Source organism: Microbispora sp. CSR-4, from assembly GCF_008033685.1.
In the GTDB taxonomy this organism is placed as follows: domain Bacteria; phylum Actinomycetota; class Actinomycetes; order Streptosporangiales; family Streptosporangiaceae; genus Microbispora.
Genome location: NZ_VJVX01000065.1, coordinates 1 through 26,078, shown reverse-complemented (window position 1 = coordinate 26,078; position 26,078 = coordinate 1). Strand labels below are relative to the sequence as shown.

Genomic DNA, 26,078 nt, shown 5'->3' with positions numbered 1-26,078 from the left:
GGCACGAAGCGAGAGAGAGCTATAGCATTTGAGGACGGCAGTTTTTCGTGACAGTTTATAATTACTGGCGCTTTGCGTAACGAATTCCAGGAAAGGGCTTATGACCGTTTCGTCGTTCGGTGATGAGCTACGTCGTCGCAGGATCCTCAGCGGGTTGTCCTTGACGGAACTCGCCACACGGACCGGATACAGCAAGAGCCACCTCTCCAAGATTGAATCCGGTCGCCAGCAGCCGACGCCTGGGCTCGCGCGCCGTTGCGATGCCGCGTTGAAGGCCGAGGGTGGACTCATCGCCCTCGCCGCGATGCCTGTGTCGTCCCGCTCGAACGACGCGGCTACGCCGCCTTTCGGACCGGAATGGGCGATCCGGTTCACCGCGGACGGCGACGGTGGGTTCGGGACGAACATGCCCGACGACTCGATCCGCCTGCGGTTAAAGGCCGTGCCCGGCTATCTGGAGGCCCCGGGTGACGTGGAAGCACAATCCGCGCTACTGGACGCGACCATGCGACTCGGGCAGACCACTTCCCCAGCGGCTGTCCTGCCAGTGGCGATCGCTCAGGTTCATACGCTGCGTGCCGCGCTGCCGCTGACTCGCGGACGGTCCCGCGCGGCCCTGCTCAGGCTGGCCGCGCGGACAGCCGAGTTCACCGGGTGGATGGCTCAGGAAGTGGGCGATGACAACGCGGCCCTCTGGTGGACCGATCGTGCGGTGGAACTCGCCGTGGAAGGCGAGGACCACGAGCTGGCCGAGTACGCCGATGTTCGACGCGCGCTCGTGACCCTCTACGAGGGGCAGCCGGGCGCGACCGTCAGGCTGGCCGCGCGTGTGCGCGCCGCGCACGACCTCTCCCCGCGCGTACGCTGGCTCGCGGCCCTGCGGGAGGCTCAAGGCTACGCGCTGGCAGGTGAGAACAACCGCTGCGCGGCGGCGCTCGATCATGCGGACATCCTGTGGGAGCGGGCCGGCCGCGAAGGTGTGGTGGACACCAGCCGGCCGCTCGGCACGTCGGTTTCCGTCGATCTCATGAATCACCTGATCCGTGGCTGGTGCCTGCACGACCTTGGCCGTCCCGAAGAGGCCGCGGAGCTCTTCGACCGGTCGAGCCCCGCGACGGCGGCCGGGCCCTCCCGCCGCTCCCGGGTCAGGTTCGCGGTTCGGCAGGCGCTCGCACTGGCCGACAGCGGCGCCACCACGCAGGCCTGCGCAGTGGTGGCCGGCGTGCTCCACGAGATCCGTATCGTCGACTCCGCGACCGTCAGGACCGACCTGAAGTCCTTCGTCTCCCTTATCCGACGCCGCCGGGCGCACTCGGCCGTAGCGGAACTCTGGTCGGAACTGCCATCCCTGCTGGAGCCCCGGTGAGCCGAGATCTGATCTTCATCAGTTTCCGCAACGGCGACGGCGACGTGCTCGCCGACCACATTGACGGGGAGCTCCGCAGACAGTTCGGAGACGACTACGTATTTCGTTCCGGACGGTCGATTCCCCCAGGAATGGCCTTCGACAAGGTCCTTTATGACGCGCTCAACCGGGCTTGCGTGCTGCTCGTGATCATCGGCCCGCGTTGGGCGGGCGTGACCGATTCCGGCGGGCGACGCATCGACGTGCCCGGTGACTGGGTGCGCACCGAGGTGGCGCTGTCGCTCGCCGCCGGGATCCGCGTGATCCCGATTCTGCTCAATAACACACCGTTACCCACCGCCGAGCAGTTGCCCGACGATCTGAAGGAACTGAGTAAACGCCAGACGATCCCTTATCGCACCAAATTCGGTCATCGAGACTGCGCCCACCTTGTCGACGAGCTACGCGAGATTTATGAGATCACCCGTGTTCAGCCGCAATCCGGGCCTGTTCAGTTGCCGTCGGGTACCTCACGAAGGTTGAATTTTCAGGTCCTCGACGACCTGTTGGCGTCCAGGCGCTGGGAGGAGGCCGACAGGGAGACCGCAAGCCTGCTCTGGGCTGCCGCGGGCGGTGATCCGAACACCTCACGTGCGCACTTGATCGAGCCGGACCAGGTCGACGGACTCGCCCGCGACGACGTCCGCTCGATCGACCTGCTCTGGAGACATCGCAGCGATGGACGATTCGGCTTTACTCCGCAGCGTGACGCACTCCGGCAGGCCGCCGGCGACCTGATCGCCTACGGCTCCGCAGTCGGCTGGCGGACGAATCGCTGGATCTTCTATGCCGAAGCGCAGTTCTCACTCGGGGCACCCCGCGGACATCTCCCGATCCTCGGCCCAATCGGCGGCATTCGACCTCCGTGGAAATTGCGTCAGATCCGCGACGGATACGGCTCGATGGGCCGGCTGCCGATCGATTTGGCGCGTTATCTGCGTGACCCGACGTGGGCCGAGCAGGTGCACGCCAGACCTGTGGACGAATCCTTCGGCTGGCAGGAGTACAGCGAGATGGCGTCGCTCGCCATGTTCGAGGTCTATGCGGATGCCGCGAAATTGCAGGGTCGTCGGCTGCGGAAAATACTAACGGAGGCGCCCGCTCGCAGGATGTTCGCGAACTACACCCAATTGATCTCCGTTGTGTGGGCAATCAATCGGCCCCGCCTGCTTGACCGGCTGGGCGGATGAAGCCACCTGGCCAGTATGCCGGACGAGGCCAGTCTCCGGCATCGGCCGATGAAGCACAAAAGCCCGCTCCGCTGGCGCGCGTGAGTCATCGAGCCCGACGCGCGCCGGCACCCCCGTTCCTACGCTGACTGCTATTCCTCATAAGCAGGGAAACCACGGAACTGTTCGAACCTCACCAGCTCGGCTACTTTGAAGATCGTGTAGAAGCGGATTAGGCGCGCCTTGTCGGACGAAGCGGTGCTGCCGACCGCCACGTGAAAAAGAACGGCATCCATGTTGTCGACGTCGGCTACCGAGGAGGTGCTGACGAACGCGTCAATCGCGTCGATGGCCGAATTGTCGTCCATCTTCAACCAGCGGTCCACGGTGACCATGTAGCTACCGGCTTGAAAAAGTTCACCTGCCGTCTGCAATATGCGCTGCCAGTCAGGCATGGTTTCCTTCAGTCGTCGAATTCGAAGCTCAGGCTCTCCACCGGCGTACGGCGCCTGGCATGGGAGGCATCGGCACCTGAATCAGGCCGGCGACTTCGCCTCCTGTCAGTTTGTGCTGTTCTTCTTGTTCTTGCTGGCGATCGCGGCGCTTGCGACGGCCGCCGCACCCAGAATGGCCGCGCTCCGCGTGATGGCACGGGACCGCCTGCGTGATGCATTCGCGTACTCGATGGCCTTCCACAGCCCGAAGATTCCGCTGATAATTGCGGAGAGGATCATTACGGCATCCATGGTGGAACCTTCTTTTCCGGATCGAGAGCGATCCTCTGGGATCACGGTACATCAGCAATAGTCGCGACGATCAGGGTGTCCGATCCAGAGGCGCACGGCCTCCACTTGCCATGAAACCGTGAAACACCTTCTCACCAGGCAGAGCGCGGTACTTCTTGTCTTACCAGGAGCCCAGGGGCGCGACTCAGTACGGCGAGGACCGCCATGACTCACAGACGATTGAAGATCCGACTGAAAGGCTTCCGTCGTCGACGTGATCGTCTCCACCGGTCACGAAAACGTTACGAGCTCGAGTAATGGCGTCTGGAATCTGACTCAGGAGACGCTTGCCATGGCGAGGGCGTCGCGGCGTTCCTGGAGATGGGCCCATCCCACGAGGCCGAACAGGACGGCGAGGAGGACGCGTTCGCGCAGGAGGTCGGGGTCGGCCCGGCCAGCAACTGTCAACGCCAAGGACGAGAGCCACATTGTCGTCAGTCTTGTCGTCAACGCTCAACAAGAACGCCCCGGCCGTGATGGGCTCGGGGCGTTTGGGCTGTTCAAAGATGGTGGTCAGGGGCAGGGTCGAACTGCCGACCTTCCGCTTTTCAGGCGGACGCTCGTACCAACTGAGCTACCTGACCTCCGGCGGCTGCCGCCGTACGCGGTCCTGACGGGTCTTGAACCCGCGACCTCCACCTTGACAGGGTGGCGAGCACTCCAAACTGCTCTACAGGACCTTTATGTCCGGGGGGCTTTCGCTTCCCCGTGTTGTTCGGCTCGCCTAGCTTACCAGCTTCCGGGAGGTCTTCGACCTTCCGTCATCCGGCGCGCCCGACGCGCTCCACGTGCCCCCAACGGGATTCGAACCCGTGCCGCCGCCTTGAAAGGGCGGTGTCCTAGGCCGCTAGACGATGGGGGCTCAAGGCTTCCGCCCTGTTCCGTGACGCCTTCCGTCGGAGACCCCTGAAGCATAGGGGACGTTTGCCCCTGATGCCAAAGCGACCGGCGACGGTGAGCCGCTGCCGGTTGCCGTCGGCGACGGCGGTGCCTGCGGTGACTCGGGAAAAATTGTACGACCAGGGTCCGGCTCGATATGACGCTCACACTGGATCCACTGCTCGCCCAGGCCGCCGACCGTGATGTCGTCCCAGGCCTCCAGGCGGTGGCTGCTCTTGTTGAAGTAGAGCACCGAGGCGGTCAGCGGGGTCGGCTCGTCGTGTTCAAGGCCGCGCAGGCCGGCGCCTCCGGTGGATCCCTGGATCATCAACCGGGTGCCCGAGGGCAGCAGCTCGGTGGACCGCGCGTGGACGTGCCCGCTCAGCACGAGCGGGACATACCCGGACAGGCCGCGGCCCACGGTCGGGTCATGGACGGCCGCGATGTCGGCGGCGATCTTGTCGGGGGCCGAGGTGGAGGCGGGCCGGGGCCACTCGCGCGGCGCCAGCTTGGCCGCGTTGGCCCGGCCGAGGTCGAGAAGGGTCTTGCTCTCGTCGCCCTCCGCCTGCACGGACTTGTCGGGGGTGAACCTCGGGTCGCCGATGCCGTAGACGGTCAGCCCCTTGACGGTGGCCGCGGCGCCGTCCAGCACGATCGCGTTCTTCTGCTTGGCGACCGCCCGCTGGGTCGTCAGGGAGTCGTGATTGCCGCGCACATAGACGTACGGCACGCCGAGCGTCCCGATCTCCTTCACGAACTCGTTCTCGGCCTTCGTCCCGTGGTCGCTGATGTCGCCGGTGTCCACGATGAAGTCGACCTTGAACTGGTCCTTCAGCGACTTGATCACGTTCCAGCCCAGCGGGTTGATGTGCAGGTCGGAGACGTGCAGCACGCGGATGGTGCCCGGGTCGGGATCGAAGATGGGCAGGGTCGACCCCGCCTCGTACAGCTGGGACACGTTGGTCACCAGCTTGGCGAGCTGGCCGCGATATTCGGAGAACTTGGTCACGATCGACTCGGCGCTGCCGACCAGGGACGGCACGCCCGTGAGCAGCCCGGTATACCGGGGCTCGGCGATCGAGCGGGGGTTGAAGGTCAGCGCGGAGACGCCGCCGAGGACGGCGACCATCACCAGCGAGCCCGCCGCGGTCCAGGCCGCCCGCGACAGCCGCCGGAAGACGACCAGGCCGGTGATGAACCCGAAGACGACGGCGAACAGCGCCGCGCGCACGACGAGGCTGCGCAGCCCGGCGATGACGTCGGCCTCGATGGTCGTCGGCAGCCGGTCGGCCCACCGGGGGTTCTTGAGGATCTCCTCCGCGACCTCCGGGTGGACCGCCTCGATCGTCAGGTCGAGCCGCAGCGGGGCGTCGTGGCTGTTGAAGCTGAGCGTCCCGAGAGGCCGTACGTCGATGACGGTCTCCCCGCTCCACGACGGAGCCAGGGACATCCCGACGTCGGCAGGCCCGACCGGTGTGTCCACCTTGGCGCCGAACGTCATCCCGAGCCATCCGCCGACCACCGCCACCAGCAGGACCGCGAGCACACGAGCGGACACCCGGGCGGGCCGGCTGCCGAAGGTCCTGCGGGCGTACGCCCTCAACCGCGAGTTCTCCATCCCTTCCTGACTACCCGAAGTTGCGACTGCTTTGGTTGCCAGGACTCGGCGTTCCGGTTACCGGGCCTCCAGGCGGGCCCGCATTCCGGACAGGATCAGCGCCATGCCGTGCTCGAAGGACGCGTCCGTCTGCGGGCCCTTGGTCTCGGCCATGACGGCGCGCACGTTCGGGTACGGCGCGAGGCCCTCCAATGCCTCCGCGAACAGGGCCGGATTCAGCATGCCCCGTTCCTGGTCGGCCTGCTCCTCCAGGACGAATCCGCCGAGGAAGCTCGCGAGCGTGCCGAGACCCCACATCGCGTCCGTACGGGTGAATCCCACGCGTTGCAGCGACTCCAGGATGGTCTCGACGGTCCGCAGCGTGGCCGTGCCGGGGTGGGTGCCGGCGGTGAGGCGCGCGGTGTCGCGGTGCGACTTGAACACGCGGCGCTGGCCCCTGCACCACTCCGCCAGCCATTCCTCCCACGACTCCCCCTCGGCGAGCGGCCGCAACGGCTCCTGTACGGAGATCGCCTCGGCCATCGCGTCCAGGAGCTCCTGTTTGTTCTTGAAGTGCCAATAGAGGGCGGGGGCCTGCACGCCCAGCTCGGTCGCGAGCCTGCGCAGGGTCAGCTTCTCCAGCCCCACCTCGTCGAGCAGCCGGATGGCGGTCCTGACGATCGTGTCGCGTTCGAGTGCCACGGTTGACAGCTTAACGGCGTTCAATGCATCCTTAACGTTGTTAAATTTAACTGCGTTAAGGAGATGCCGTGATCCATGCGGAAGGAGTACGCAAGCGGTTCGGCACCAGCGAGGCGCTGCGGGGCGTCGACCTCGACGTGCCGCGCGGCTCGGTGTGCGGCCTGCTCGGGCCCAACGGCGCCGGAAAGACGACGATGGTCCGCATCCTCACCACGCTCATGCGCCCGGACGGCGGCTCGGCCCGGGTGGCCGGCTGCGACGTGGTCGCGGACTCCGAACGGCTCCGCTACCGCATCGGCCTGGTGGGCCAGCACGCCGCGCTCGACGAGCTGCTGACCGGCCGCCGCAACCTGGAGCTGTTCGGCCGGCTCTATCACCTGCCCCGCCGTACGGCCCGGCAGAGGGCCGAGGAGCTGCTGGAGCGGTTCGGCCTGGCCGAGGCGGCGAACCGTCCGGTGCGGACCTATTCGGGCGGCATGCGCCGCAGGCTCGACCTGGCCGCCGGCCTGATCGTCAGCCCGCCGGTGCTGTTCATGGACGAGCCGACCACCGGCCTCGACCCGCGCAGCCGCCTCGCGCTGTGGGACATGCTGCGCGGGCTCGTCGCCGAGGGGACGACCCTGCTGCTCACCACGCAGTACCTCGACGAGGCCGACCACCTGGCCGACCGGATCGCCGTCATGGACGCCGGGCGGGTGGTCGCGGCCGGGTCGCCGTCCGAACTCAAGGCGAAGGTGGGCGGCGACCGGGTGAGCGTGGCCTTCCGCGAGGCCGCGGACCTGGCTCCCGGCGTCGAGGCCGTACGCGGCGTGCTGCCCGGCGAGCCCGAGATCGACGCCCCCGGACGGCGGCTCTCCGTGCCCGTCTCGGACGGCGCCGCCTCCCTGGTCAGGGTCGCCGCGGCCCTCGACGCCGCCGGTGTCGGCGTGGAGGACCTGGGGCTGCGCCGCCCGACGCTGGACGAGGTGTTCCTGGCGCTCACGGACGCGCCGGCCGGGCAGAAGGAGGCCTCCCTTGCCATCGAGGGCAGCCAGCGTGAGAGCCATCCCTGCCTCGTTCGCACACCCCGATCTTCTACACCAACCGGAGCGCGCTCGCACTCAAGAAGGTAGGGCGGCGTGATCACCGTGGAACCTCCCGCGACGAGTGGGCGACGGCTGCGCTGGGCCCTGAGCGACACGTTCGTCATCGCGGGGCGCAGCTTCTCCCAGCTACGCGCCCAGCCGGGCCAGATCGCCGCCGAGCTGGTCGCCCCGGTCATCATGACCATCCTGTTCGGGTACGTCTTCGGCAGCGCGATCAGCCTGCCCGGCGGTGGCGACTACCGCGACTATCTGATGCCCGGGATCTTCATGCAGGTCATGGCGTTGTCCGCGGTCGCCGCCGCCACGTCGGTCGCCGAGGACATGGCGCACGGCATCATCGACCGCTTCCGCGCCCAGCCCATCGCGCGCATGGCCGTACTGGCCGGGCGGAGCCTCGCGGACATGTCCAAGGACTGGCTGTCGCTCGCCACCATGAGCGTGTGCGGCCTGCTGATCGCGGGATGGCGTCCGCACGGCACCCCGCTGGGGACGCTCGCCGGTTTCGCCCTGCTCGCCCTGTTCGGGTACGCGATGGTCTGGCTGGGCACGTACATCGGGCTGCTGGTGAAGAGCGGCGCGCAGGCGGACGCCGCGACGTTCGGCTGGCTGTTCCCGATGACCTTCCTGGCCAACGCGTTCGTGCCGCTGGAGGGGCTGCCCGGGTGGCTGCGGGCGATCGCGGACTGGAACCCGATGAGCGCCGTCGTCTCGGCCGCGCGGATGCTGTTCGGCAATCCCGGCTCGGCCGCCGCCTCCTGGCCTCTGCAGCATCCGGTGACGGCGTCGCTGTGCTGGTCTCTGCTGATCATCGCGGTGTTCGCGCCGCTCGCCGTACGGCGCTATCGCACGGCCGCCCCGCGATGACACGATGAGACCGTGATCGACGTCCCGCTGAAGAGGTTCGAGGAGCTCGTGGCCGAGGCGCTCGACACGATCCCCTCGGACCTCGCCAAGGTCATGGACAACGTCGTGGTCGTGGTGGTGGACGACCCGCCCGAGCCCGGCCTGCTCGGGCTCTACACCGGCATCCCGCTGACCGAGCGGGGCGACTGGTATTCGGGGGTCCTCCCGGACCGCATCGAGATCTACCGGAATCCGACGCTGGAGATCTGCGAGACCGAGGACGACGTGGTCGCGGAGGTCCGGATCACCGTCGTCCACGAGATCGCCCACCACTTCGGCATCGACGACGAACGGCTGCACGAGCTCGGCTGGTGACGGCGTTCGTCGGCGTTTCCGCTCGTCAGGGCGGTGCTCGCCGTTCGCGGCGCGCGAAATGGGACCGTCAGCGGGTTGCAAAAGTCGCCTCCGGCAGGCACTGTAAGTGACATGTTGACCACGGGCTGTAAGATCCAGTCGCCGCGGCGGACACCTGCGGACACGGCCGGCGGAGCGACCTCTGCGGAGTGAGATGGCGGCCACCAAGCCCGGCAGGCTGTCCGGCCGGCACCGCCGTCCCCCCGAGGTGCGAACCACCTATCGGGAGGTCGCCGCGATCCCCGAGTTCCGGGCCCTGTGGCTCGGACAGGGCATGTCGCTCCTCGGCGACCAGCTCGCCCAGGTGGCGCTCGCGGTGCTCGTCTACAGCCGGACCGCTTCACCGCTGGCCACGGCCGCCGTCTACGCGCTGACCTACCTGCCGCCCATCGTCGGCGGGCCCCTCCTGTCCGGGCTCGCCGACCGATACCCGCGCAGGCGGGTCATGCTCTGGTGCGACGTGCTGCGCGCCCTGATGCTCGCCGTGATGGCCCTGCCCGCCACACCCTTTCCGGTGCTGTGCGCGCTGGTCTTCTTCGTTGTACTGCTCGGCGCGCCGTTCTCGGCCGCACGCGCGGCGCTGCTGCCCGAGGTGCTGGAAGGCGACCGGTACGTCGTGGGCTCGGCCCTGCAGAACGTGACCAACCAGGCCGTACAGATGCTGGGGTTCGCGGCCGGGGGCGCGGCGATCGCGGTGCTCGGGCCCTATCGGGCGCTGGCGCTCGACTGCGCGACGTTCCTCGGGTCGGCCCTGGTGATCGTCGCGGGGGTGCGACATCGCCCGGCGCCGCTGCGCGAGGACGACGAGCGGCCGTCCATGTGGCGGATGACGAGGTCCGGCGCGCGCCTGGTGTTCGGCGAACGGCGGCTGCGCACGCTCGTCCTGTTCGCCTGGCTGTGCGGGTTCTACGTGATCCCCGAGGGCCTCGCGGTGCCGTACGCCGCGGCGCTCGCCGACGGGAGACTGCCCGTTCCGGTGATCACGGGTCTGCTGATGGCGGCGATGCCGACCGGCACGGTCATCGGCGCGTTCTTCTTCGGGCGGTTCGTCACGCCGTCGGGGCGGCTGCGGGCCATGGGATGGCTCGCCATGCTGACCTGCGCGCCGCTCGTGCTGTGCGCGGTCCGGCCACCGCTGGAGGGCGTGCTCGCCCTGTGGGTGCTGTCCGGCGTCGGCGGGGCCTATCAGCTCGCGGCCAACGCGGCCTTCGTCCAGTGCGTGCCCGCCGCGGGGCGGGCGGCGGCGTTCGGGCTGGTGCAGTCGGGGCTGCTGGCCGCCCAGGGCGTCGGCATCCTCGTCGGAGGCGCCGCCGCCCAGCGACTCGGTCCAGAGGCCGTCGTGACGCTGGCGGGTGTGGCCGGGCTGTGCACCGCGGCCGTGCTCGCCATGCTCTGGACCGAGTCTCGCAGGGAGATCATCGCCAAGGTCCGGGCTGCCGCTACCTGAGTCAGGCCTGCGGACCCTGGTTCTGGGAGTCGCCGGTGGAGGGCCGGCCGTACGGGTGCTGCTCGTAGCTCGGGGCCTGGGGGGCCTGCGGGGGGTACGGGGTGCTGCTGGGGCGGCCCTGGTTCCAGCCCTGCTGGGCGTTGTCCCACTTGGCCTTGGCGTCCTGCCAGACCCGGCCGTCCTTGTTCTTGTCGATGAGGTCCTGGACGATGGAGGAGTTCTTGCCCTCCTCGGGGAGGAGGAGCCAGGCGACGGCGTAGATGCCGACGCCGAGGCCGCCGAAGAAGCTCGCGACGGCGAGCCCGAGGCGCAGGATGTTGGCGTCGATGCCGGTGTACTCGGAGACGCCCGAGCACACGCCGGCGATGATCCTGCCGTTCCGAGTGCGGTGGAGCTGCTTGACCGAACCGTTGGAGTTCATCTCGTTCATACCTCCACAGTGCCTTTCAGAGGGGTTGACGCACATCGGGATTCCCCCTGGCCCTACCCCGAGGGGGCCCGGATACCCTGACGCCATGGACGACCTTCTCGAACTCGACGACCAGCTCGACCCCGAGCACCGCATGATCAGGGACTCCGTAAGGGAACTGGTCTCCGACAAGGTCCTCCCCTACGTCGGCGAATGGTTCGAGCAGGGCACCTTCCCGGCCCGCGAACTCGCCCCGGCCCTGGGCTCGCTCGGTCTGCTCGGCATGCACCTGGAGGGATACGGCTGCGCCGGGCTCGACGCCGTCTCGTACGGCGTGGCCTGCCGGGAGCTGGAGGCGGGCGACTCGGGGCTGCGGTCGTTCGTGTCCGTGCAGGGGTCGCTGGCGATGTTCCCCATCTGGAAGTACGGCTCGGAGGAGCAGAAGGAGGAGTGGCTGCCCCGGCTGGCCTCAGGGGAGGCCATCGGCTGCTTCGGCCTGACCGAGCCCGACCACGGGTCGGACCCCGCCGGCATGCGCACCACCGCCAAGCAGGACCCGTCCGGTGACTGGATCCTCAACGGCGCCAAGATGTGGATCACCAACGGCTCGATCGCCGACGTCGCCGTCGTGTGGGCGCGGACCGATGAGGGCATCCGCGGCTTCGTCGTCCCCACCGCGACTCCCGGCTTCTCGTCCGCCGAGATCCACCGCAAGCTGTCGCTGCGGGCCTCGGTCACCGCCTCTCTCTATCTCGACGACGTACGGCTGCCCGCCTCCGCCGTGCTGCCGGGCGTCACAGGACTGAAGGGCCCGCTGTCGTGCCTCACCGAGGCGCGGTACGGCATCCTGTGGGGCGTCGTCGGAGCGGGCCGGGCCTGCCTGGAGGCGGCCGTCGACTACGCCACCACGCGCGTGCAGTTCGGCAAGCCGATCGGCGCCTTCCAGCTCACGCAGGAGAAGCTGGCCTGGATGGCCGTCGCGCTCGGCCAGGCCGGGCTCACCGCCCTCCACCTCGGCCGGCTCAAGGACGCCGGGAAGCTGAAGCCCACCCAGGTCAGCTTCGGCAAACTGGCCAACGTGCGGGCCGCTCTCGACATCGCCCGCGAGGCGCGTACGGTGCTCGGGGCCAACGGCGTCACGCTGGAGTATCCGGTCATCAGGCACATGACCAACCTGGAGTCCGTGCTCACGTACGAGGGCACCCAGGAGGTGCACCTGCTGACTTTGGGCAAGGCGCTCACGGGCCTCGACGCCTTCCGCTGACGCCCCCGTTCACCGCGATCGGGGACAATCACGGTCGCCGAAGACGCGGTACTCTCTGTACCCTGCAACGTGGGGAGTGTTCCACGGATCACAGCGCGACACGGGCCGGGGTCCGCGGGGCATGACCAAGGGGTGCTAGCTCAATGGCAGAGCTGCGGACTTTTAATCCGTCGGTTCAGGGTTCGAGTCCCTGGCGCCCCACCCTCATCGAACTGGGCAGACTCCCGAGTCTTGATCGTTCGGAAGCCTGCCCGGTTGCATTTCCGGTTGCAGTTGTGCAATCGCCGGTTCACTCGTCCCAGCACCGGCCAACCCGCGCTATGGCGTCATTGGTGTAGTGACCCCCTCCGGTCGTCTGCCGGTTCAGCCGGTCGTCGTCTCCGCTGCTCGAAGAAGTGCCGGGTCCACATCGGGGACGGCGAGCCTCGGGTTGTAACCCGCCGCGACGACCCTCATAACGAACCCGGCGGCCTCCTCCAGTTGCCGGGCGCCGCTGAGCCCACCGACCACCGCAGTCTGTCCGCCAAGATCCTGGATCAGTGCCGCAGCGCGATCGAGCGCACCCGGCTCGTCGCCGCAGATCGCCACAACCGGCGCCAGCTCCTGCGGGCCCACGTACGGCCACGAGGCTCCTGCGAACAGGTGGAGCGCCTTGACCACGTGGGCGCCGGGAGCCGTGTGAGCCACGAGTGCTGCTGCCGAGCCGGACACCGGCTTCAGTGCGCCGGTCGTGTAGTCGACCGGGTTGGTGCAGTCGATCACGGTCTTGCCGGCCAGCGCCCCCTGGGGGCCGCCGACGAGAGACAACGCCGCCTCCAGCCCTTCCCAAGCAACCGCGATCACGAGCACGTCGACCCGAGTCGCGAGGTCCGCGGGATCGACGGCCTCCGCCGCAGGGCCGATCTGCTGGACGGCACCGCCGGCGTGCAGCGGGTTACGCCCCGCCACCGACAGCGAGTGACCTGCCGCGGCCCAGGCTCGGCCAAGCGTCACGGCGAGCTTTCCGGTGCCCAGGATTCCCACGTTCACAGCAATCTCCTCTGTCTCGAAGGGGTCTCCTCTGCGACGCTACGAACGAGGCTCCTACCGTTTGGTAGGCGACCGATGCGACACTGGATTCCGTGATCGACGGGTCCTGCCAGACGTTCGTCTCCGACTGCCAGGTGCGCGCGGCGGCCGAACTCATCAACCACGCTTGGGATCCCGTCGTGCTCTCGGCCCTGCGCCTGGGGCCGACACGACGCAAGGAACTGCTGATGCGCATCGCGGGAGTCAGCGACAAGGTGCTGACTCAGGCGCTGCAACGTCTGCAAGCACGCGGACTCGTCGTGAAAGTCAGCAGCACCGACCAGGCGTCAGGGCGTGCAGGCGTGGTCTACCAGCTCTCCATGCTGGGCGAATCGTTCGCGAACGGACCCTTGGCGCAACTCGCGCAGTGGGCCGCCGACAACCAAGACGAGCTCGTCGGCAACGTCATGACCGACAACGCAGGTCATCGGCTGCGGGTCCTGGGATGCGGACGAGGGGCTGTGCGACCCTGAGAGCAACTGCCGGCCGAAACCCACCTCGTCGGAGGTCACACCCGTCATGACCAGCCCCGGGCAGCGCTCGCCCATGCTCGTGGCGCGGGCCTCGCGGAGCTGACCGCGTGCTGATCACCCGTCTGACCGTGCCGCCGCCTCATCCGCAGGGGTGGCCGTTCATCATTCCCGCCGTACGGCACCTCGCCGCGGGGCTCGACATCACCGCCCCCGTGACGTTCCTCGTCGGGGAGAACGGCTCGGGGAAGTCCACGCTTGTCGAGGCCGTCGCCGACGTGTGCGGCATCAACGCCGAAGGAGGCAAGGCCGGCACCCGGTATGCCTCCACCGGGGAGGCGACGCCGCTCGGCCGGGTGCTGCACGCCGAGTTCACCACCTCGGGGCTGCGCCTGGTCCGTGGCCCCCGTACGAAGCGGCGGGCGTTCTTCTTCCGCGCCGAGACGTTGTTCAACCTCGGGCAGAACGTGTCGGGCCTGCACGGCTTCTGGGAGGAGGACCTGACCGAGCAGTCGCACGGCGAGGGGTTCTTCACCGTGCTCGACCGCATGGTCGCCGGGCCGGGCCTCTACCTGATGGACGAGCCGGAGGCGGCGCTGTCGTTCACCTCCTGCCTGCGTCTGGTCGCGTTGATGGACCGCGTCGCCCGTGAGGGCGGGCAGATCATCTGTGCCACGCATTCGCCGGTCCTGGCGAGTCTCCCGGGCGCGCAGATCCTTGAGTTGGACGACGAGGGGATCCACCGTGTCGCCTGGAAGGAACTCCAGCTCGTGGACCATTGGCGGCGCTTCTTGGAGTCGCCCGAGGCTTACCTGCGGCATGTGCTCGGCCGCCGTACGGCACCGCCGTAGCGGGGACGAACCGCATATTGCCCCACTTCATGGCGGTTTGGTCGAGGTACATGGCTGGTAGGGGGTATGAAGCATAGGGATGCTTCCGGGGGAGCAAGCGATGGGCAGGTCGACCCTGCACGTACGGCTGGAGCGGGCAGGCCCGCGGAGAGAGGCCAGTCGTTGGTGGGACCTCGCCGCGATGCTGACCGCCGTGGTGGTGGGCCGGATGCTCGCCAGGCGACTGCTCGTCCGCCGGCTGCTGCGACGTCTCTATGCCATCTCCGGCAACCTCGCCGAGATCAACATCAGCGACGAACACGCCCAGATCGCCCAGCGACGTGACCCGCGGGAGCTGAAGCAGCTCATCGACAACATCAACGTGAGCCTGGACATGCTCGACCATGAGCGGCAGTTCGCCTCCAACATCGCCCACGAGATCCGGTCCCCGCTGGCCGGGATACGCGTCACGGTGGAGGAGGCGACCGCCCATCCCGGCGAAGCCGACTACCCACAGGTGCTTGAGGCCGTGCTCCGCGGAGTGGATCGGCTGGAGGCGCTGGCCACCGCGCTTCTCCTGGTCGCCCGTTCCCGCGCCGCCCAGGCCGACTGGGAACGTATCGACCTGTGCGAGCTGGTCAGGCAGGAGGTCGCGGACCGGAACGACCCCATCACGATCGAGATCATCTGCGCTCCCCATGTCGTGATCACGGCCATGCGTACGCGGATCTGCCAGATCATCACCAATCTGCTGGACAACGCTCAGCACCACGCGGTCAACCAGGTGCAGGTGCACGTCGGCCGCAGCGACGGCAACGCGCGCCTGGCGGTGTCGGACGACGGCCCCGGCGTGCCGGAGCAGGACAGGGAACGCATCTTCGACCGGATGTACCAGCTCAGGACCACCTGCCAGCGGGGCGGTCCCGGCATCGGCCTCGGCCTGTCCATCACCCGGGACATCGCGAAGGCCCACCACGGAGCCGTCTGGGTCGAATCCTCCCCGCTCGGCGGCGCCTGCTTCGTGCTTCAGATGCCCATCGCCGTTCCCTGAGCATGCTGCCAGGGATCTCCGGCGCCATTGGCGGCGAGGTGCCGTTCGTAGGCGTCCACCTTGCCGTCGATGAGGTCGAGACAGTCCCGTAGCCGGGCGAGTTGCGCGATGACGTGGCGCCGGTGCTCGCGCAGCACCTCGAGCCGCTCCGCTTCGTTGCCGCTGCCCTCGCGGACGAGCCGGGCCAGCCGGCTGATCGTGGCCAGCGGCATGCCGGAGGCCCGGAACTTCACGCAGTTGCCCAGCCATTCGACGTCCCAGGCGCTGTACACCCGCCGGCCTGCCTCGTCGCGCCGTACCTCGCTCGCGAGCAGCCCCGCACGCTCGTACAGCCGCAGCGTGTGCACGCTCAGCCCGGTGCGCCTGGCCACCTCGCCGATATGCAGAACTTCAGCCTTCATCGGCTCAAGGTAACCCGTTGACCTAGACCTCGGTCTAGCACCTAGCGTCTGCGGCATGAGCAGCGAAACGACCAGTGGCACAACGTCACGCGCGTACGGCACGGGCATCACCGCCGGTGAGGTCCTCGACAGGGGCGATCTCACCGGCAGGACGGCCGTTGTCACCGGCGGCTATTCCGGCCTGGGTCTCGCGGCCACCCGTGCGCTCGCCGACGCGGGCGCGCGAGTCGTCGTCCCGGCGCGCCGGCCCGAGACGGCGCGCCAGTCGCTCGCCGGTGTCCGAGGGGTCGAGATCGACCGGCTCGACCTCGCCGATCTGGATTCCGTACGAGCGTTCGCCGAGCGGTTCCTGCGCCGGGAGACCGGCCTCGACATCCTGATCGCCAACGCCGGGATCATGGCCTGCCCCGAGACCCGGGTGGGGCCCGGCTGGGAGGCGCAGTTCGCGACCAACCATCTCGGCCACTACGCGCTCACGCAGTTGCTGTGGCCCGCCCTCACCGCCGCCGGCGCGGCCCGCGTCGTCTCGGTCTCCTCCGGGTACGGCACGGACTGGCGCATCCGGTGGGACGACATTCACTTCACCCGCGGCTACGACAAGTGGGCCGCGTACGCGCAGTCCAAGCTCGCGAACATCCTGTTCGCCCGCCACCTCGATCGGCTGGGGGCGCCGTACGGGGTGCGTGCCTTCTCGGTCAACCCCGGCTGGATCCTCACTCCGCTGCAGCGGCATCTCACGACCGACGAGATGGTCTCCGCCGGATGGATCGACGCCGACGGCCATCCGGTGCCCAGCCTGTTCCGGACACCCGAACAGGGCGCGGCGACCCTGGTGTGGGCCGCGACGTCGCGCGAGCTCGACGGGCGCGGCGGCGACTACTGCGCCGACTGCCGCGTCACCGACGGCGGCCCGAAAGACGACGGCGAGGCGGCCCGTCTCTGGGCGCTCTCGGCCGACCTGACGGGCCTCGACATCATCCCCGTCATCCCCTGAGCCCGCGGCAGCCCCGAGCAGCGAGGCCACGGTCATGAACAGAGAGGGACATCGCATGGTCGCCAACCCGGTCATCCCGGGCTTTCACCCCGACCCGAGCGTCTGCCAGGTCGGCGACGACTACTTCCTGGCCTGCTCCAGCTTCAAGTAGTACCCGGGCGTGCCGATCTTCCACAGCCGCGACCTGACCACGTGGAACCAGATCGGCAACGTGCTCGACCGGCCGTCCCAGCTGCGTCTGCGCACCGCGCCGTCATCCGGCGGGATCTACGCGCCCACCCTGCGCCACCACGACGGCCTGTACATGCTGATCACGACCAACGTCTCCGACCGGGGCCACTTCATCGTGTCGGCCGAGGATCCGGCCGGGCCCTGGTCGGATCCGATCGTGGTCGACGGCCTGCCGGCGTCGATCCGGACCTCGCCTGGGATGAAGACGGCACCTGCTGGTGCATGTACGCCGCCTTCGGCGCCGAGGCCGGCACCATCATGCAGGTGCCCATCGACCCGCTGCGGGGCGAGATCCTCGACGCGCCCCGTCCGTTGTGGTCCGGCACCACATCCGGTGCCTGGCCCGGATCGGCCCGCTCGCGCAGTCGATCGCGACCCGCCCGGTCGAAGCCGGCGGTCCGATCGTGCTCGGCATCGACATCGACCCCGGACCGGCGTCGGACGCGGACCGGCGTCGGACGCGGACCGGCGTCGGACGCGGTCGGCACACCGCCCGACGTGGTACGGCTGGGCGTCGAGGAAGGCGGCCGCTTCGCGCCACTCGCCGAGCTCGACGGACGCTACCTGTCGACCGAAGTGGCGGGCGGCTACACCAGGCGGGTCATCGGCATGTACGCGGCCGAGGGCACCGTCGCCTTCGACTGGTACGAGTACACGGGGACGGCAGGCTAACGGGCCACCCCGCGTGGGCCGATCTTTTGGACCCCCGATTCCCGATACGTAAGGTAACTACCCTGTTCCGGTTTGGGGGTTTTCGCGAAGCTACAATGCCCAGTTTTACGGGATTCTCCAGATAAATACCGCCTATTGTGCCAGTCCTCCGGTTTTCCGGCACTTGTCTTCACGCGTTCGGCGGGTGATTCTCGTTCCAGCCGCCGAACGGCGGGAATTCCTGGAGAAGGGATCGCAAGCGTGACCACTCCGACCACGGGCCGGAAGATTCTCACCGCGGACGAATTCATCGAACTTGTCGTCGAATGGACCGAGGCCAACCAGGCCGCGATCGCCGCCGCGTGGGCCAATCCCGGCGAGGGCTGGGAGGACTGGATCAGAATCGAGATCACTCGATTCATCCAGGGCCGGTTCCTCGCCGCGGATCTGGGCCGGGAGCGCCACGTCTATACCGACACAAGCAAACAGTGCGACTTCGTCCTCAACGGCCAGGTGGCCCCCGACCCGGCAAGGCGGGTCGTCGTCGAGATCAAAACGCAGTCGCAAGGACGGCTGGCGCACTTCCGCGGAGATTTCAAGCAGGACCTCGAAAAGCTGGACGAATTGGCCGGCGAATATCGTTACGCGCAACGGCTGGCGATCGGGTTCTTCTTCACGAAGGACGCGGGAGCAGCCACGGGGAAGCTCTTCAGCCCAGTCGGCGCGCGCAATCTCGCGGAGTTCCTGAACGACTACCACCGCGTCTATTTCTCCAGCAAGTACAAGCCCTGGCGGATCGAGCCCGATGAGATGGCCGACGACCTGGTGAGCAGGGCGGGGAGCCCGAAGCTCGCCCAGGAGCGCGACGACGTGTTCGAGCTCGGCATGGTGTGGTGGCGCCTCGATCCGCTGGCCACGGCCGAGGAAGAGGAAGAGGAGGAGGACGACACGAACTCCAGCGTCGAGAGCTCGGACGAGAGCGACGCGGAGCAGAGCGACTCCACGAGCACCAGGACGAAACGGGGCGTCAAACGCAAGCGGGCGGACGACGACTCGGACGACCCGGATGACTCCGACGGCTCCGGCGGCTCGGACAGTCCGGACAGTTCGGACGACGAGAGCGACGCCATGAGCGACGACGAGAGCGACGACGGGGAAACCGCCTCTCCTCCACCCACGAAGAAGCCGAAAACCGGCAACACACGGCAGGGCTAGGGCGTCACCGACCTTCGGCCGGGTGATTGATCTCCCTGGGACGAACCCCGTCAGACGGGCTGCCTCGTCGCAAGCGGGGGCCGTCCACCGGCGATCAGTCCTGATGTGTCTGCCTGATCGCCACCGACGGTCCCCGCCGAAAGGGGTGTCGGGGCAGTCCACCTGGAGCCATGATCCGCTCGCCCTTGGCCGGGTGATCGATCTACTCTGGCCGTCATGGCCCATGGGAAGACCTCCTTCGTCTGCTTGCCGTGCCGCGCCTCGTACAAGCAGCCGTTTCCGGGCGTGGGCCTTGACGAGCGGCTCTGCCCGCGATGCGCTCAGCCGCTCGTCCATGTCGGCTCCGCCTTCGCGGCGCCGCGCCGCAGGGACACGGCGGCCTGGCGGACGCTCTCGGTGCTGCTGCACGCAGGTGTCCGCTTCCACAAGAGCTGCTGCGGAGGCCCCGGTTATCGGCCGCGCTCGCTCAGCGAGGTGCGCGCACGGATGACGTACGCCCGGAGGACCGGAGAGCCCTTCTCCAAGGCTCTGGTGCTTCGCGAACTGCCGTAGATTCGCCTGCCATGTCACACTTCGCTCCCCGCCGATCCTCCTAGGAGGCGTGGCCGTTCCCGCACGCGTGCAGCGGGGTGGAAACGGCGTCACCCACGTCGACAAGGAGCACTCGGCATGACCGTTCTCGTCACCGGAGCCACGGGCACCGTCGGCCGGCAGGTCGTCCACCATCTGTTGGAGCGCGGCGGCAAGGTGCGGGCGCTGACCCGGGACCCCGCCCGCGCCGCCCTGCCGTACGGCGTGGAGGTCGTGGCGGGTGATCTCACCGACGTCGCCGGCCTGGAGGCGGCCTTCGACGGCGTCACGGCCGTCCACCTGATCAACTTCGGCGTCGGCTATCGGCCTCTCGCGAACGGACGCGACATCGTCGCGCTCGCCGAACGGGCCGGGGTCGGCAGGGCCACCGTCCTGGGCGGCTGGCAGGAGGGCACGCTGGAGCCTGCCGTGAGGGCGAGCGGCCTGGAGTGGACGTTCTTGCAGCCGACGCAGTTCATGGCCAACTTCGTCAATGACTGGGGCGAGTCACTGCGGACCACCGGCCGGGTGCGTGAGCCGTACGGCGATCGGCAGAGCCCGCCGGTCGACGAACACGACATCGGCGCCGTCGCGGCGGCCGTGCTGACGCAGGGCGGTCACGGCGGCAGGTCCTATCACCTCACCGGCCCCGAGGTGCTGACCGCGCGGCGGATGGTCGCGATCCTCACCGAGGCGACCGGCCGCGACCTGCGGTTCGAGGAGCTCACTCCCGACGAGGTGCGCCGCGAGTGGAGCACGCCCGACCGGCGTCCGCCGCTGGCGCTCTTCCGCGCGTTCGCGGAGATCGAGGGAGCCGACGAGGCGGACATGGTGGAGAGCCTGCTGCGGATCTACGGCACGCCGAACCCGTTCGCCACCAGACTCACCGGTGACGTGGAGCAGGTCGTCGGCCGGCCACCGCGTACGTTCGCCCAATGGGCCGCCGAGCACGCCCCTCACTTCGTGCCCGCCGACGCGCGCTGAGGCGGCGACCATGATCCTCATCACCGGAGCGACCGGCGCCGTCGGACGTCTCGTCATTCAGCAGCTCGTCGCACAAGGCGCCCGCGTGCGCACCGTGAGCCGCTCCCCGCGCGACGCGGCCCTGCCGTACGGCGTGGAGGTCGTCCAGGGCGATCCGGCCCGGCCCGGCACGATGGCCGGCCACTTCGCCGGCGTCGAGGCGGTCTTCCTGCACCCGCGCACCTTCGGCGACTCCGCCGAGCGGCTCCTCGCCCTGGCTGCCGAACGGGGCGTACGCAGGGTGGTGGCCCTGTCGGCGATGAACATCGACGACCCGTTCGACCTGCAGCCGTCGCGATGGCGGGGCGACCGCAACAAGGAGGCCGAGGAGGCGGCCGTCGCCAGCGGCCTGGCCTGGACCAGCCTGCGCGCGAGCAGCTTCGCCGGCAACACCCTGCAGGCGTGGGGCGCGCAGATCCGCGCCGGAGACGTCGTGCGCTACGTGCACGCGGGGTTCCGGGAGTCCCTGCTCGACGAGCGCGATCTGGCCGAGGTCGCGGCCCGCGCGCTGCTCACCGACGAACTGCTCTCCGACGAACTGGCGGGCCGCCGGCTGGAGCTCACCGGGCCCGAGTCGCTGTCGCATGAGGAGACGGTGGCCGCCATCGCCGCCGCGCTCGGCAGGCCGCTGCGCTTCGAGGAGGTCCCGTCGCGGGCCGTCGCGGCGCACCTGATCGCCAACGGGCTGCCCGAGCCGTTCGTACGCACCCTGATGGCCCGGTATGACCACTACGCCGGCCACGAGCAGCATCCCGCGACGGCCGATGTCGAGAAGGTCCTCGGCCGTCCCGCACGGACGTACGCCGAGTGGGTGACTGACCACGTCGCCGCCTTCCGCAACGGCTGAGCCCGCGACGCCAAGGAGCCTATGATGCGTGAAAGTCCCCCGGCCGACGCGGCCGAGGTGTTCGCCGACCACCGCGAGCTGCTGTTCTCCATCGTCTACAACATGCTCGGCACGGTCGGCGACACCGACGACGTGCTCCAGGAGACCTGGCTCGCGTGGGCGGCGTGCGACGTGGCCGCCATCGGCAACCCCCGCGCCTACCTGGTGCGGGTCGCGGTCAACCAGGCCCTCGCCCATCAGAGCGCGTTGCGCAGGCGCAGGGAGACCTACCTGGGCCCGTGGCTGCCAGAACCGCTGGTCACGGGTCCCGACGCCGCCGAGCCCGCCGTACGCGCCGAGTCGGTGTCGATCGCGCTGCTGGTGATCCTGGAGACGCTCACGCCGCTGGAGCGGGCCGTGTTCGTCCTGCACGAGGTGTTCGCCTACCAGCACACCGAGATCGCCGACATGCTCGACCGCAGCCCGGCCGCGATCCGGCAGCTCGCCCATCGGGCCCGCGAACACGTGCAGGCGCGGCGTCCCCGCGCCCGGGTCGACCGGCGTACGCACCGGGAGGTGACCGAGCGCTTCATCGAGGCGGCGTTCGGCGGCGACCTGGCCGCGCTGATGGAGATGCTCGCGCCCGACGTCGTCCTGTGGCCCGACGGCGGGGGCAAGTCGACGGCGGGCGGGCCGCGTCCGATCCGCGGCCGCGACAAGGTCGCCCGCGTGGTCGTGGCCAACGCGCGCGGCGGCGTGGACGTCCGCTATCGCCAGGTCAACGGCGACCCCTCCGTGGTCATCTTCGAGGAGGACGCGCCCCTCGCGGTGATGGTGCTCGACCTCGACGCGGACGGGGAGCAGGTGCGCGCCATCTACGTGGTCAGCAACCCCGACAAGCTCGGCACCGCCTCCGGCGACACCCCGTGACACGGCAGAACGGGCCGGGCGCCCGGAGGACGCCCGGCCCGTCACCGGTTTATCCGATGCTCGACCAGGGACCGTTCGGGTCGCCCGGCTTCTGGTTGCGGGTCCACCACTTCGCCTGATAGACGACGCCCTGGTATTCCGCCCGGTCACCGGCGACGAAGATCCGCGACGGGGTCCAGACGGCGGTGCCGTCCGACGTGGACACGATCTCCTGCCACGGGCCGTACGGGTCGCCGGGGGCCTGGTTCTTCGTCCACCACGAGGCGCGCCAGACCGAGCCCTTGTACGACACCTGGTCACCGGTGTCGTACGTCGTGGTGGCGGCCCAGGCCGGCGGGTTGCCGATGACGAGGGAGACGGTCTGCTCGGTGGTCAGCCCGTTCGTGCCGACCGCGTCGATCTTGAGCTGATAGGTGCCGTTCGGATAGGCGGTGGTGTCGACGACGAGGTTGGGGTGGAGCCCGTCGTTGTGGCTGCCGGGCGCCTTGGTGTTGTCGGTCAGCCAGACACCGTCACGGTTGAGCTCGATGTAGGTGTACGAGATATCGGACGCGGCGCCGCCGAGGTCGACGGTGAAGGTCGCCGTGCCGGAGACGGTCGCGCCGTCGGCCACCGAGACACCCGTGATCGCCGGGTAGGGCGTGAGCGTCCAGAAGTGGTCGGGGACGGCGGCGTCACCGGTCGCGGGGGCCGGGCTGGCGACGAGGGTCGCGTTGCGCCCGTTGCCCGACGAGTCGGCGACGGCCGTTCCCGTGCTCTCGTCGAACGTGTAGCGCAGGACGTCGCCCGTGCCGGCCTGCCCGGTCGCCAGGGCGGACACCTCGGACGCGGTCAGCGCGCGGCTGTAGACGTTGAAGTCGTCCACCGCGGCGGCCAGGTAGGGGTCTCCCCCGTACTGTGAACGGCCGATCCAGTTCTGGGTGGTGTTGCCGAGGCTGGACGGGTGCAGGGTGATATTGGCGTTGGTGGCTACGGCCTTGTCGTTGACGTAGAGGGTGCCGGTGGTGCCGGACACGGTCACCGTCACCAGCGACCAGGTGTTGAGCGGCAGGGTCGTGGTGGAGCTGATGAGCTGCTCCCCGCCGGCGCCGCTGGTCGTGATGGCGAACCGGAGCCCGGAGCCGTTGGTGAGCGTCAGGAACATGTAGTTCGACGCGCCGGTGCCGAAGTCGAACACGCGCGACCACGTGGAGTTCTTCGTGGGGTTGACCCACGTCGAGACCGTGAAGTCGCCCGTGACGCCGCTCACCGCGCCGCGCGGCACGTTGACGTACTGGTTGGCGCCGGACAGCGCGACCGCCTTGCCGAGCTTGCCGGTCACCCGGGTGCCGCCGATGCCGGAGGAGGTGACGGTGGTGTCACTCCACTGCACGACCTGCGCGCCCGGGTCCTTGCTCATGCCGTCGACGGCGAGCACCAGGCCCGTGTCGTAGTTCACGAGCTGGTTGTGGCCCTTCCCGTCGGGCACGACCTGCCAGAGCTGCGTGTTGGCACCGGTGTCGGTCTCCACTACGGCGGACGCGCCGTTGCCGGACGAGGCGTCCTTCACCCCGAGCACGAGGCCGCCGGCCGCGTTGACCACCTTGTGGAGGCCGGAGCCGGCGGAGACCAGCTTCCAGCGCTGCGTGGCGCCGCCCGCGACGGCGGCCTGGTTCACCAGGGTCCCGGCCGACGTGCCCGCGTCGTGGGTGTCGAGCGCGAGCCCGCTGTTGAGGTTGGTGATCCGATAGGTGCTCTCGAGGTCGGTCGCCTCACCGTCGCCGCTGATCACCAGGTGGTAGGCGTCGGCGGAGCTCATCGCCACCGGCACCGTGATGGAGCCGTCGGTGACCTTGTAGACGGTGTCGGAGATGGTGATCGGGCCGGCGACGGGGTTGGTGCGCCCGTACGACGGGGTGTATTCGAGCTTGGCGTGGACGGTGTCGCCCGGGGTGTCGCCGAGGTCGAGCTTGTCCAGCCCGTCGACCTTGACGGCGGTGGCGCCGCTGCCGCCGCCGAAGACCACGCTGACCTGCTTCTTGTCGGCGGGCACGGCGGCGGCGCCGTCGAGGCCGGTCGTGGCGTTGGGCGGGGTGGTGGTGACCATGTCGCCGCTCATGTCGGCGTACCACTTGTAGAGCCAGTAGGCGCCGTTCGGCTTCCCGCCGGTGCCGGTCAGCAGGTCGCCGAGCGCGCCATAGCCGTTCCAGAACGCGAGCTCGGCGTCGTGGATGCCGTATCGCTCGAACTTGGCGATGTAGCCCACGAGCGCGCCGGGGATGCCGACCTCGGAGGGCGCGGCGTACTCCTCGATCGAGATCGGGCGGGGGCTGATGCCGAGGTCCTTCATGATGGCGTTGACCTTGGCGAGGTCGGTCACGATCTTGCCCGAGTTGATCAGCTCATGCCAGGAGATGATGTCGGGCACCGTGTCGGTCTCGACCGCGTTCCGGAGGAAGTTCTCCATGTCGTTGATGTTGTCGGAGAAGCTCGGGCCCTGGATCGGCGTGTCCGGGTCGAGCGAGCGCACCTGGCGGAAGGTCTTCGTCCAGAAGTCCTCGTAGGTGCCGTTGGACGCGAGCCAGGTGTTGTCCGACTCGTTCCACAGCTCCCACGCCGCCATGTTCGTCACTCCGGACGCCTGGACGGCCTTGACCTGCTGCTCCACGACGCCGGGCCAGGTGTCCCAGCTGAACCTGTACGGCCAGCCCGCGTAGTAGTCCGACAGGCGGTTGACGACCTTCGCGCCCGCTCTGGCCGCCTTGTCGGCGACCACCAGCACGTCGCCCTTGGCCTGCTGCTTGCCGCCCACGGCCATCTGCACGAACGTGTTCGGCTTGATGGCCTTGACCAGGTCGTCGGAGGGCGTCGCGTCGTCGGCGAGGCCGTACAGGGAGCCCGTCGCGACGTGCGTGACTGGGCGGAACGGCTGGTCTGCCTTCACCACGAGCGTCGCCGCGGGTGCAGGCGCGGCGGCCGGCGTGGGATCCGCGGATGCGGGCGTCGCGGAGAGGGCGGCTCCGGTGGCCGCGCTCGCCAGCGCGGCCACCACGGCTGCCGCGCGGCTCAGGAACCGGCCGCGGCCACGGGCTAACGGACTCCCCGGGGGAAATGCCGTTCGGGACATGGGTGCTACTCCTTTGTGTTGCGTGAACGCGGGGGCGTTCACCTTTCGCACGTCGTCTCACCAAGACGGTGTTAGCGCTAACATTTCGGCCGAGCCGTGGACGACGTCGTTCGTGCGGGTGCGGGACGCTTCCTCAGTCCTTGACGGCGCCGGCGGTGACCCCGGCGGCGACGTAACGCTGGGCGATGACGAGGAGCACGGTGGCCGGGATCGACGCGACGACCGCGGTCGCCATGATGGCGTTCCACTCCTGGTTGTTGTTGCCGATGTAGTGATAGATGCCGAGCGTGATCGGCTGGTGGCCGCCGCCCTGGTCGAGGGTGGAGGCGAAGACGAAGTCCGACCAGGCCCACAGGAACGCGAACAGCGACACCGTGATGACCGAGTTGCGGGAGACCGGCAGCACGACCGACCAGAACGTGCGCAGCGCGCCCGCGCCGTCCACCCGGGCCGCCTGCATCAGCTCCTCGGGAATGCCGGACATGAACGCCGTGAAGATCAGCACGGCGAACGGCACCGCGAGGGTGGAGTCGGCCACGATCAGCCCCGGCACGGTGTTCAACACCCCGGTGCTCAGGAAGATCGCGTAGAACCCCATCGCCATGATCACGCCGGGGATCATCTGGGCGATGAGCAGCACGAAGCTCAGCACGCCGCCGCCGCGCGGGCGCAGCTTGGCCAGCGAGTATGCCGCGGGCGCCGCGATCACCAGG

General features: G+C 68.9%; 29 protein-coding genes, 4 tRNA genes and 1 pseudogene. 20 read left to right on the top strand and 14 right to left on the bottom strand.

Annotation, left to right across the window (positions count from 1 at the left end; translation table 11 throughout):
• Positions 1 to 100: 100 nt before the first annotated feature.
• Positions 101 to 1,366, top strand: coding sequence for a helix-turn-helix transcriptional regulator (locus FLV34_RS33765; protein ID WP_142652394.1), 1,266 nt, complete (start codon positions 101 to 103; stop codon positions 1,364 to 1,366).
• A complete protein-coding gene (locus tag FLV34_RS33760) occupies positions 1,363 to 2,595 on the top strand; it encodes a GUN4 domain-containing protein (RefSeq protein ID WP_142652392.1) in 1,233 nt (410 codons plus the stop codon). The genes FLV34_RS33765 and FLV34_RS33760 overlap by 4 nt, the downstream gene beginning before the upstream one ends.
• 131 nt (positions 2,596 to 2,726) lie before the next feature.
• Here the strand turns inward: FLV34_RS33760 and FLV34_RS33755 are convergent, their stop codons facing one another.
• The 8 genes from FLV34_RS33755 to FLV34_RS33725 all read right to left on the bottom strand — a co-directional run bounded on the left by FLV34_RS33755 (position 2,727) and on the right by FLV34_RS33725 (position 6,537).
• Positions 2,727 to 3,029, bottom strand: a complete 303-nt coding sequence (locus tag FLV34_RS33755; protein ID WP_147945025.1) for a hypothetical protein — start codon at positions 3,027 to 3,029, stop codon at positions 2,727 to 2,729.
• Between the two features lie 105 nt (positions 3,030 to 3,134).
• A complete protein-coding gene (locus FLV34_RS33750) occupies positions 3,135 to 3,320 on the bottom strand; it encodes a hypothetical protein (protein ID WP_142652388.1) in 186 nt (61 codons plus the stop codon).
• A 315-nt stretch (positions 3,321 to 3,635) separates the two neighbouring features.
• On the bottom strand, positions 3,636 to 3,767 hold the full coding sequence (locus FLV34_RS42865) for a hypothetical protein (RefSeq protein ID WP_260617551.1): 132 nt from the start codon (positions 3,765 to 3,767) through the stop codon (positions 3,636 to 3,638).
• Between the two features lie 99 nt (positions 3,768 to 3,866).
• A tRNA-Phe gene (locus tag FLV34_RS33745) sits at positions 3,867 to 3,943 on the bottom strand.
• Between the two features lie 21 nt (positions 3,944 to 3,964).
• Positions 3,965 to 4,039 (bottom strand) — tRNA-Asp (locus tag FLV34_RS33740).
• Between the two features lie 109 nt (positions 4,040 to 4,148).
• Positions 4,149 to 4,221, bottom strand: a tRNA-Glu gene (locus FLV34_RS33735).
• Complete coding sequence (locus tag FLV34_RS33730) at positions 4,222 to 5,856, bottom strand: metallophosphoesterase (RefSeq protein ID WP_142652386.1); 1,635 nt, start codon at positions 5,854 to 5,856, stop codon at positions 4,222 to 4,224. It lies immediately after the preceding tRNA gene.
• Between the two features lie 57 nt (positions 5,857 to 5,913).
• Entirely contained in the window at positions 5,914 to 6,537 is a 624-nt protein-coding gene (locus FLV34_RS33725; protein ID WP_187280801.1) for a TetR/AcrR family transcriptional regulator C-terminal domain-containing protein, read from the bottom strand.
• 68 nt (positions 6,538 to 6,605) lie between these two features.
• Between FLV34_RS33725 and FLV34_RS33720 the strand changes: the two genes are divergently transcribed.
• The 4 genes from FLV34_RS33720 to FLV34_RS33705 all read left to right on the top strand — a co-directional run bounded on the left by FLV34_RS33720 (position 6,606) and on the right by FLV34_RS33705 (position 10,326).
• Positions 6,606 to 7,649: an ATP-binding cassette domain-containing protein gene (locus FLV34_RS33720; RefSeq protein ID WP_147945023.1), complete on the top strand. Its 1,044-nt coding sequence runs from the start codon at positions 6,606 to 6,608 to the stop codon at positions 7,647 to 7,649.
• A gap of 6 nt (positions 7,650 to 7,655) precedes the next feature.
• Positions 7,656 to 8,486, top strand: coding sequence for an ABC transporter permease (locus tag FLV34_RS33715; protein WP_261986000.1), 831 nt, complete (start codon positions 7,656 to 7,658; stop codon positions 8,484 to 8,486).
• A gap of 12 nt (positions 8,487 to 8,498) precedes the next feature.
• The gene (locus FLV34_RS33710) at positions 8,499 to 8,840 is read left to right on the top strand and encodes a metallopeptidase family protein (protein ID WP_142652497.1); all 342 of its coding nucleotides are present in this window, start codon (positions 8,499 to 8,501) and stop codon (positions 8,838 to 8,840) included.
• Between the two features lie 193 nt (positions 8,841 to 9,033).
• Positions 9,034 to 10,326, top strand: a complete 1,293-nt coding sequence (locus tag FLV34_RS33705; RefSeq protein ID WP_142652498.1) for an MFS transporter — start codon at positions 9,034 to 9,036, stop codon at positions 10,324 to 10,326.
• Between the two features lies 1 nt (position 10,327).
• On the opposite strand, the gene FLV34_RS33700 is transcribed toward FLV34_RS33705, so the two are convergent.
• Positions 10,328 to 10,756: a PspC domain-containing protein gene (locus tag FLV34_RS33700; RefSeq protein ID WP_187280800.1), complete on the bottom strand. Its 429-nt coding sequence runs from the start codon at positions 10,754 to 10,756 to the stop codon at positions 10,328 to 10,330.
• 85 nt (positions 10,757 to 10,841) lie between these two features.
• Between FLV34_RS33700 and FLV34_RS33695 the strand changes: the two genes are divergently transcribed.
• A complete protein-coding gene (locus tag FLV34_RS33695; RefSeq protein WP_142652500.1) occupies positions 10,842 to 11,999 on the top strand; it encodes an acyl-CoA dehydrogenase family protein in 1,158 nt (385 codons plus the stop codon).
• Positions 12,000 to 12,128: 129 nt separating this feature from the next.
• Positions 12,129 to 12,200: transfer RNA gene (locus FLV34_RS33690), tRNA-Lys, on the top strand.
• A 162-nt stretch (positions 12,201 to 12,362) separates the two neighbouring features.
• On the opposite strand, the gene FLV34_RS33685 is transcribed toward FLV34_RS33690, so the two are convergent.
• A complete protein-coding gene (locus FLV34_RS33685) occupies positions 12,363 to 13,028 on the bottom strand; it encodes an NADPH-dependent F420 reductase (RefSeq protein WP_187280799.1) in 666 nt (221 codons plus the stop codon).
• Positions 13,029 to 13,120: 92 nt separating this feature from the next.
• Here FLV34_RS33685 and FLV34_RS33680 point away from each other — a divergent pair, with 92 nt between their 5' ends.
• The 3 genes from FLV34_RS33680 to FLV34_RS33670 all read left to right on the top strand — a co-directional run bounded on the left by FLV34_RS33680 (position 13,121) and on the right by FLV34_RS33670 (position 15,418).
• Complete coding sequence (locus tag FLV34_RS33680; protein WP_147945021.1) at positions 13,121 to 13,540, top strand: helix-turn-helix domain-containing protein; 420 nt, start codon at positions 13,121 to 13,123, stop codon at positions 13,538 to 13,540.
• A 107-nt stretch (positions 13,541 to 13,647) separates the two neighbouring features.
• Entirely contained in the window at positions 13,648 to 14,388 is a 741-nt protein-coding gene (locus FLV34_RS33675) for an AAA family ATPase (protein WP_142652502.1), read from the top strand.
• A gap of 100 nt (positions 14,389 to 14,488) precedes the next feature.
• A complete protein-coding gene (locus tag FLV34_RS33670; RefSeq protein WP_187280798.1) occupies positions 14,489 to 15,418 on the top strand; it encodes a HAMP domain-containing sensor histidine kinase in 930 nt (309 codons plus the stop codon).
• Here the strand turns inward: FLV34_RS33670 and FLV34_RS33665 are convergent.
• The gene (locus FLV34_RS33665; protein WP_142652504.1) at positions 15,394 to 15,819 is read right to left on the bottom strand and encodes a MerR family transcriptional regulator; all 426 of its coding nucleotides are present in this window, start codon (positions 15,817 to 15,819) and stop codon (positions 15,394 to 15,396) included. The genes FLV34_RS33670 and FLV34_RS33665 overlap by 25 nt on opposite strands.
• Positions 15,820 to 15,874: 55 nt before the next feature.
• Between FLV34_RS33665 and FLV34_RS33660 the strand changes: the two genes are divergently transcribed.
• The gene (locus FLV34_RS33660; protein ID WP_142652505.1) at positions 15,875 to 16,813 is read left to right on the top strand and encodes an oxidoreductase; all 939 of its coding nucleotides are present in this window, start codon (positions 15,875 to 15,877) and stop codon (positions 16,811 to 16,813) included.
• A 34-nt stretch (positions 16,814 to 16,847) separates the two neighbouring features.
• A complete protein-coding gene (locus FLV34_RS41895) occupies positions 16,848 to 16,964 on the top strand; it encodes a family 43 glycosylhydrolase (protein ID WP_222709717.1) in 117 nt (38 codons plus the stop codon).
• On the opposite strand, the gene FLV34_RS42860 is transcribed toward FLV34_RS41895, so the two are convergent.
• A complete protein-coding gene (locus tag FLV34_RS42860) occupies positions 16,934 to 17,059 on the bottom strand; it encodes a hypothetical protein (protein WP_261985999.1) in 126 nt (41 codons plus the stop codon). The genes FLV34_RS41895 and FLV34_RS42860 overlap by 31 nt on opposite strands.
• Here FLV34_RS42860 and FLV34_RS43490 point away from each other — a divergent pair.
• The 7 genes and pseudogenes from FLV34_RS43490 to sigJ all read left to right on the top strand — a co-directional run.
• A pseudogene (locus tag FLV34_RS43490) lies at positions 17,025 to 17,147 on the top strand (hypothetical protein); the annotation flags it as partial. The gene FLV34_RS42860 and the pseudogene FLV34_RS43490 overlap by 35 nt on opposite strands.
• A gap of 119 nt (positions 17,148 to 17,266) precedes the next feature.
• Positions 17,267 to 17,716: a hypothetical protein gene (locus FLV34_RS42855; protein WP_261985998.1), complete on the top strand. Its 450-nt coding sequence runs from the start codon at positions 17,267 to 17,269 to the stop codon at positions 17,714 to 17,716.
• A 240-nt stretch (positions 17,717 to 17,956) separates the two neighbouring features.
• Positions 17,957 to 18,910, top strand: a complete 954-nt coding sequence (locus tag FLV34_RS33650) for a hypothetical protein (RefSeq protein ID WP_142652506.1) — start codon at positions 17,957 to 17,959, stop codon at positions 18,908 to 18,910.
• A gap of 216 nt (positions 18,911 to 19,126) precedes the next feature.
• On the top strand, positions 19,127 to 19,462 hold the full coding sequence (locus FLV34_RS33645; protein WP_142652507.1) for a deoxyxylulose-5-phosphate synthase: 336 nt from the start codon (positions 19,127 to 19,129) through the stop codon (positions 19,460 to 19,462).
• Between the two features lie 117 nt (positions 19,463 to 19,579).
• Positions 19,580 to 20,464 (top strand): NmrA family NAD(P)-binding protein, encoded by an 885-nt coding sequence (locus FLV34_RS33640; protein WP_147945019.1) that lies wholly within the window; start codon positions 19,580 to 19,582, stop codon positions 20,462 to 20,464.
• 10 nt (positions 20,465 to 20,474) lie between these two features.
• The gene (locus tag FLV34_RS33635; RefSeq protein ID WP_147945018.1) at positions 20,475 to 21,350 is read left to right on the top strand and encodes an NAD(P)H-binding protein; all 876 of its coding nucleotides are present in this window, start codon (positions 20,475 to 20,477) and stop codon (positions 21,348 to 21,350) included.
• Between the two features lie 24 nt (positions 21,351 to 21,374).
• On the top strand, positions 21,375 to 22,259 hold the full coding sequence (sigJ, locus tag FLV34_RS33630) for an RNA polymerase sigma factor SigJ (protein ID WP_142652514.1): 885 nt from the start codon (positions 21,375 to 21,377) through the stop codon (positions 22,257 to 22,259).
• 49 nt (positions 22,260 to 22,308) lie between these two features.
• On the opposite strand, the gene FLV34_RS33625 is transcribed toward sigJ, so the two are convergent.
• Entirely contained in the window at positions 22,309 to 25,365 is a 3,057-nt protein-coding gene (locus FLV34_RS33625; RefSeq protein ID WP_147945017.1) for a LamG-like jellyroll fold domain-containing protein, read from the bottom strand.
• A gap of 133 nt (positions 25,366 to 25,498) precedes the next feature.
• Positions 25,499 to 26,078 (bottom strand): carbohydrate ABC transporter permease (locus FLV34_RS33620; protein ID WP_147945016.1); only part of this gene is annotated, 580 nt, incomplete at its 5' end.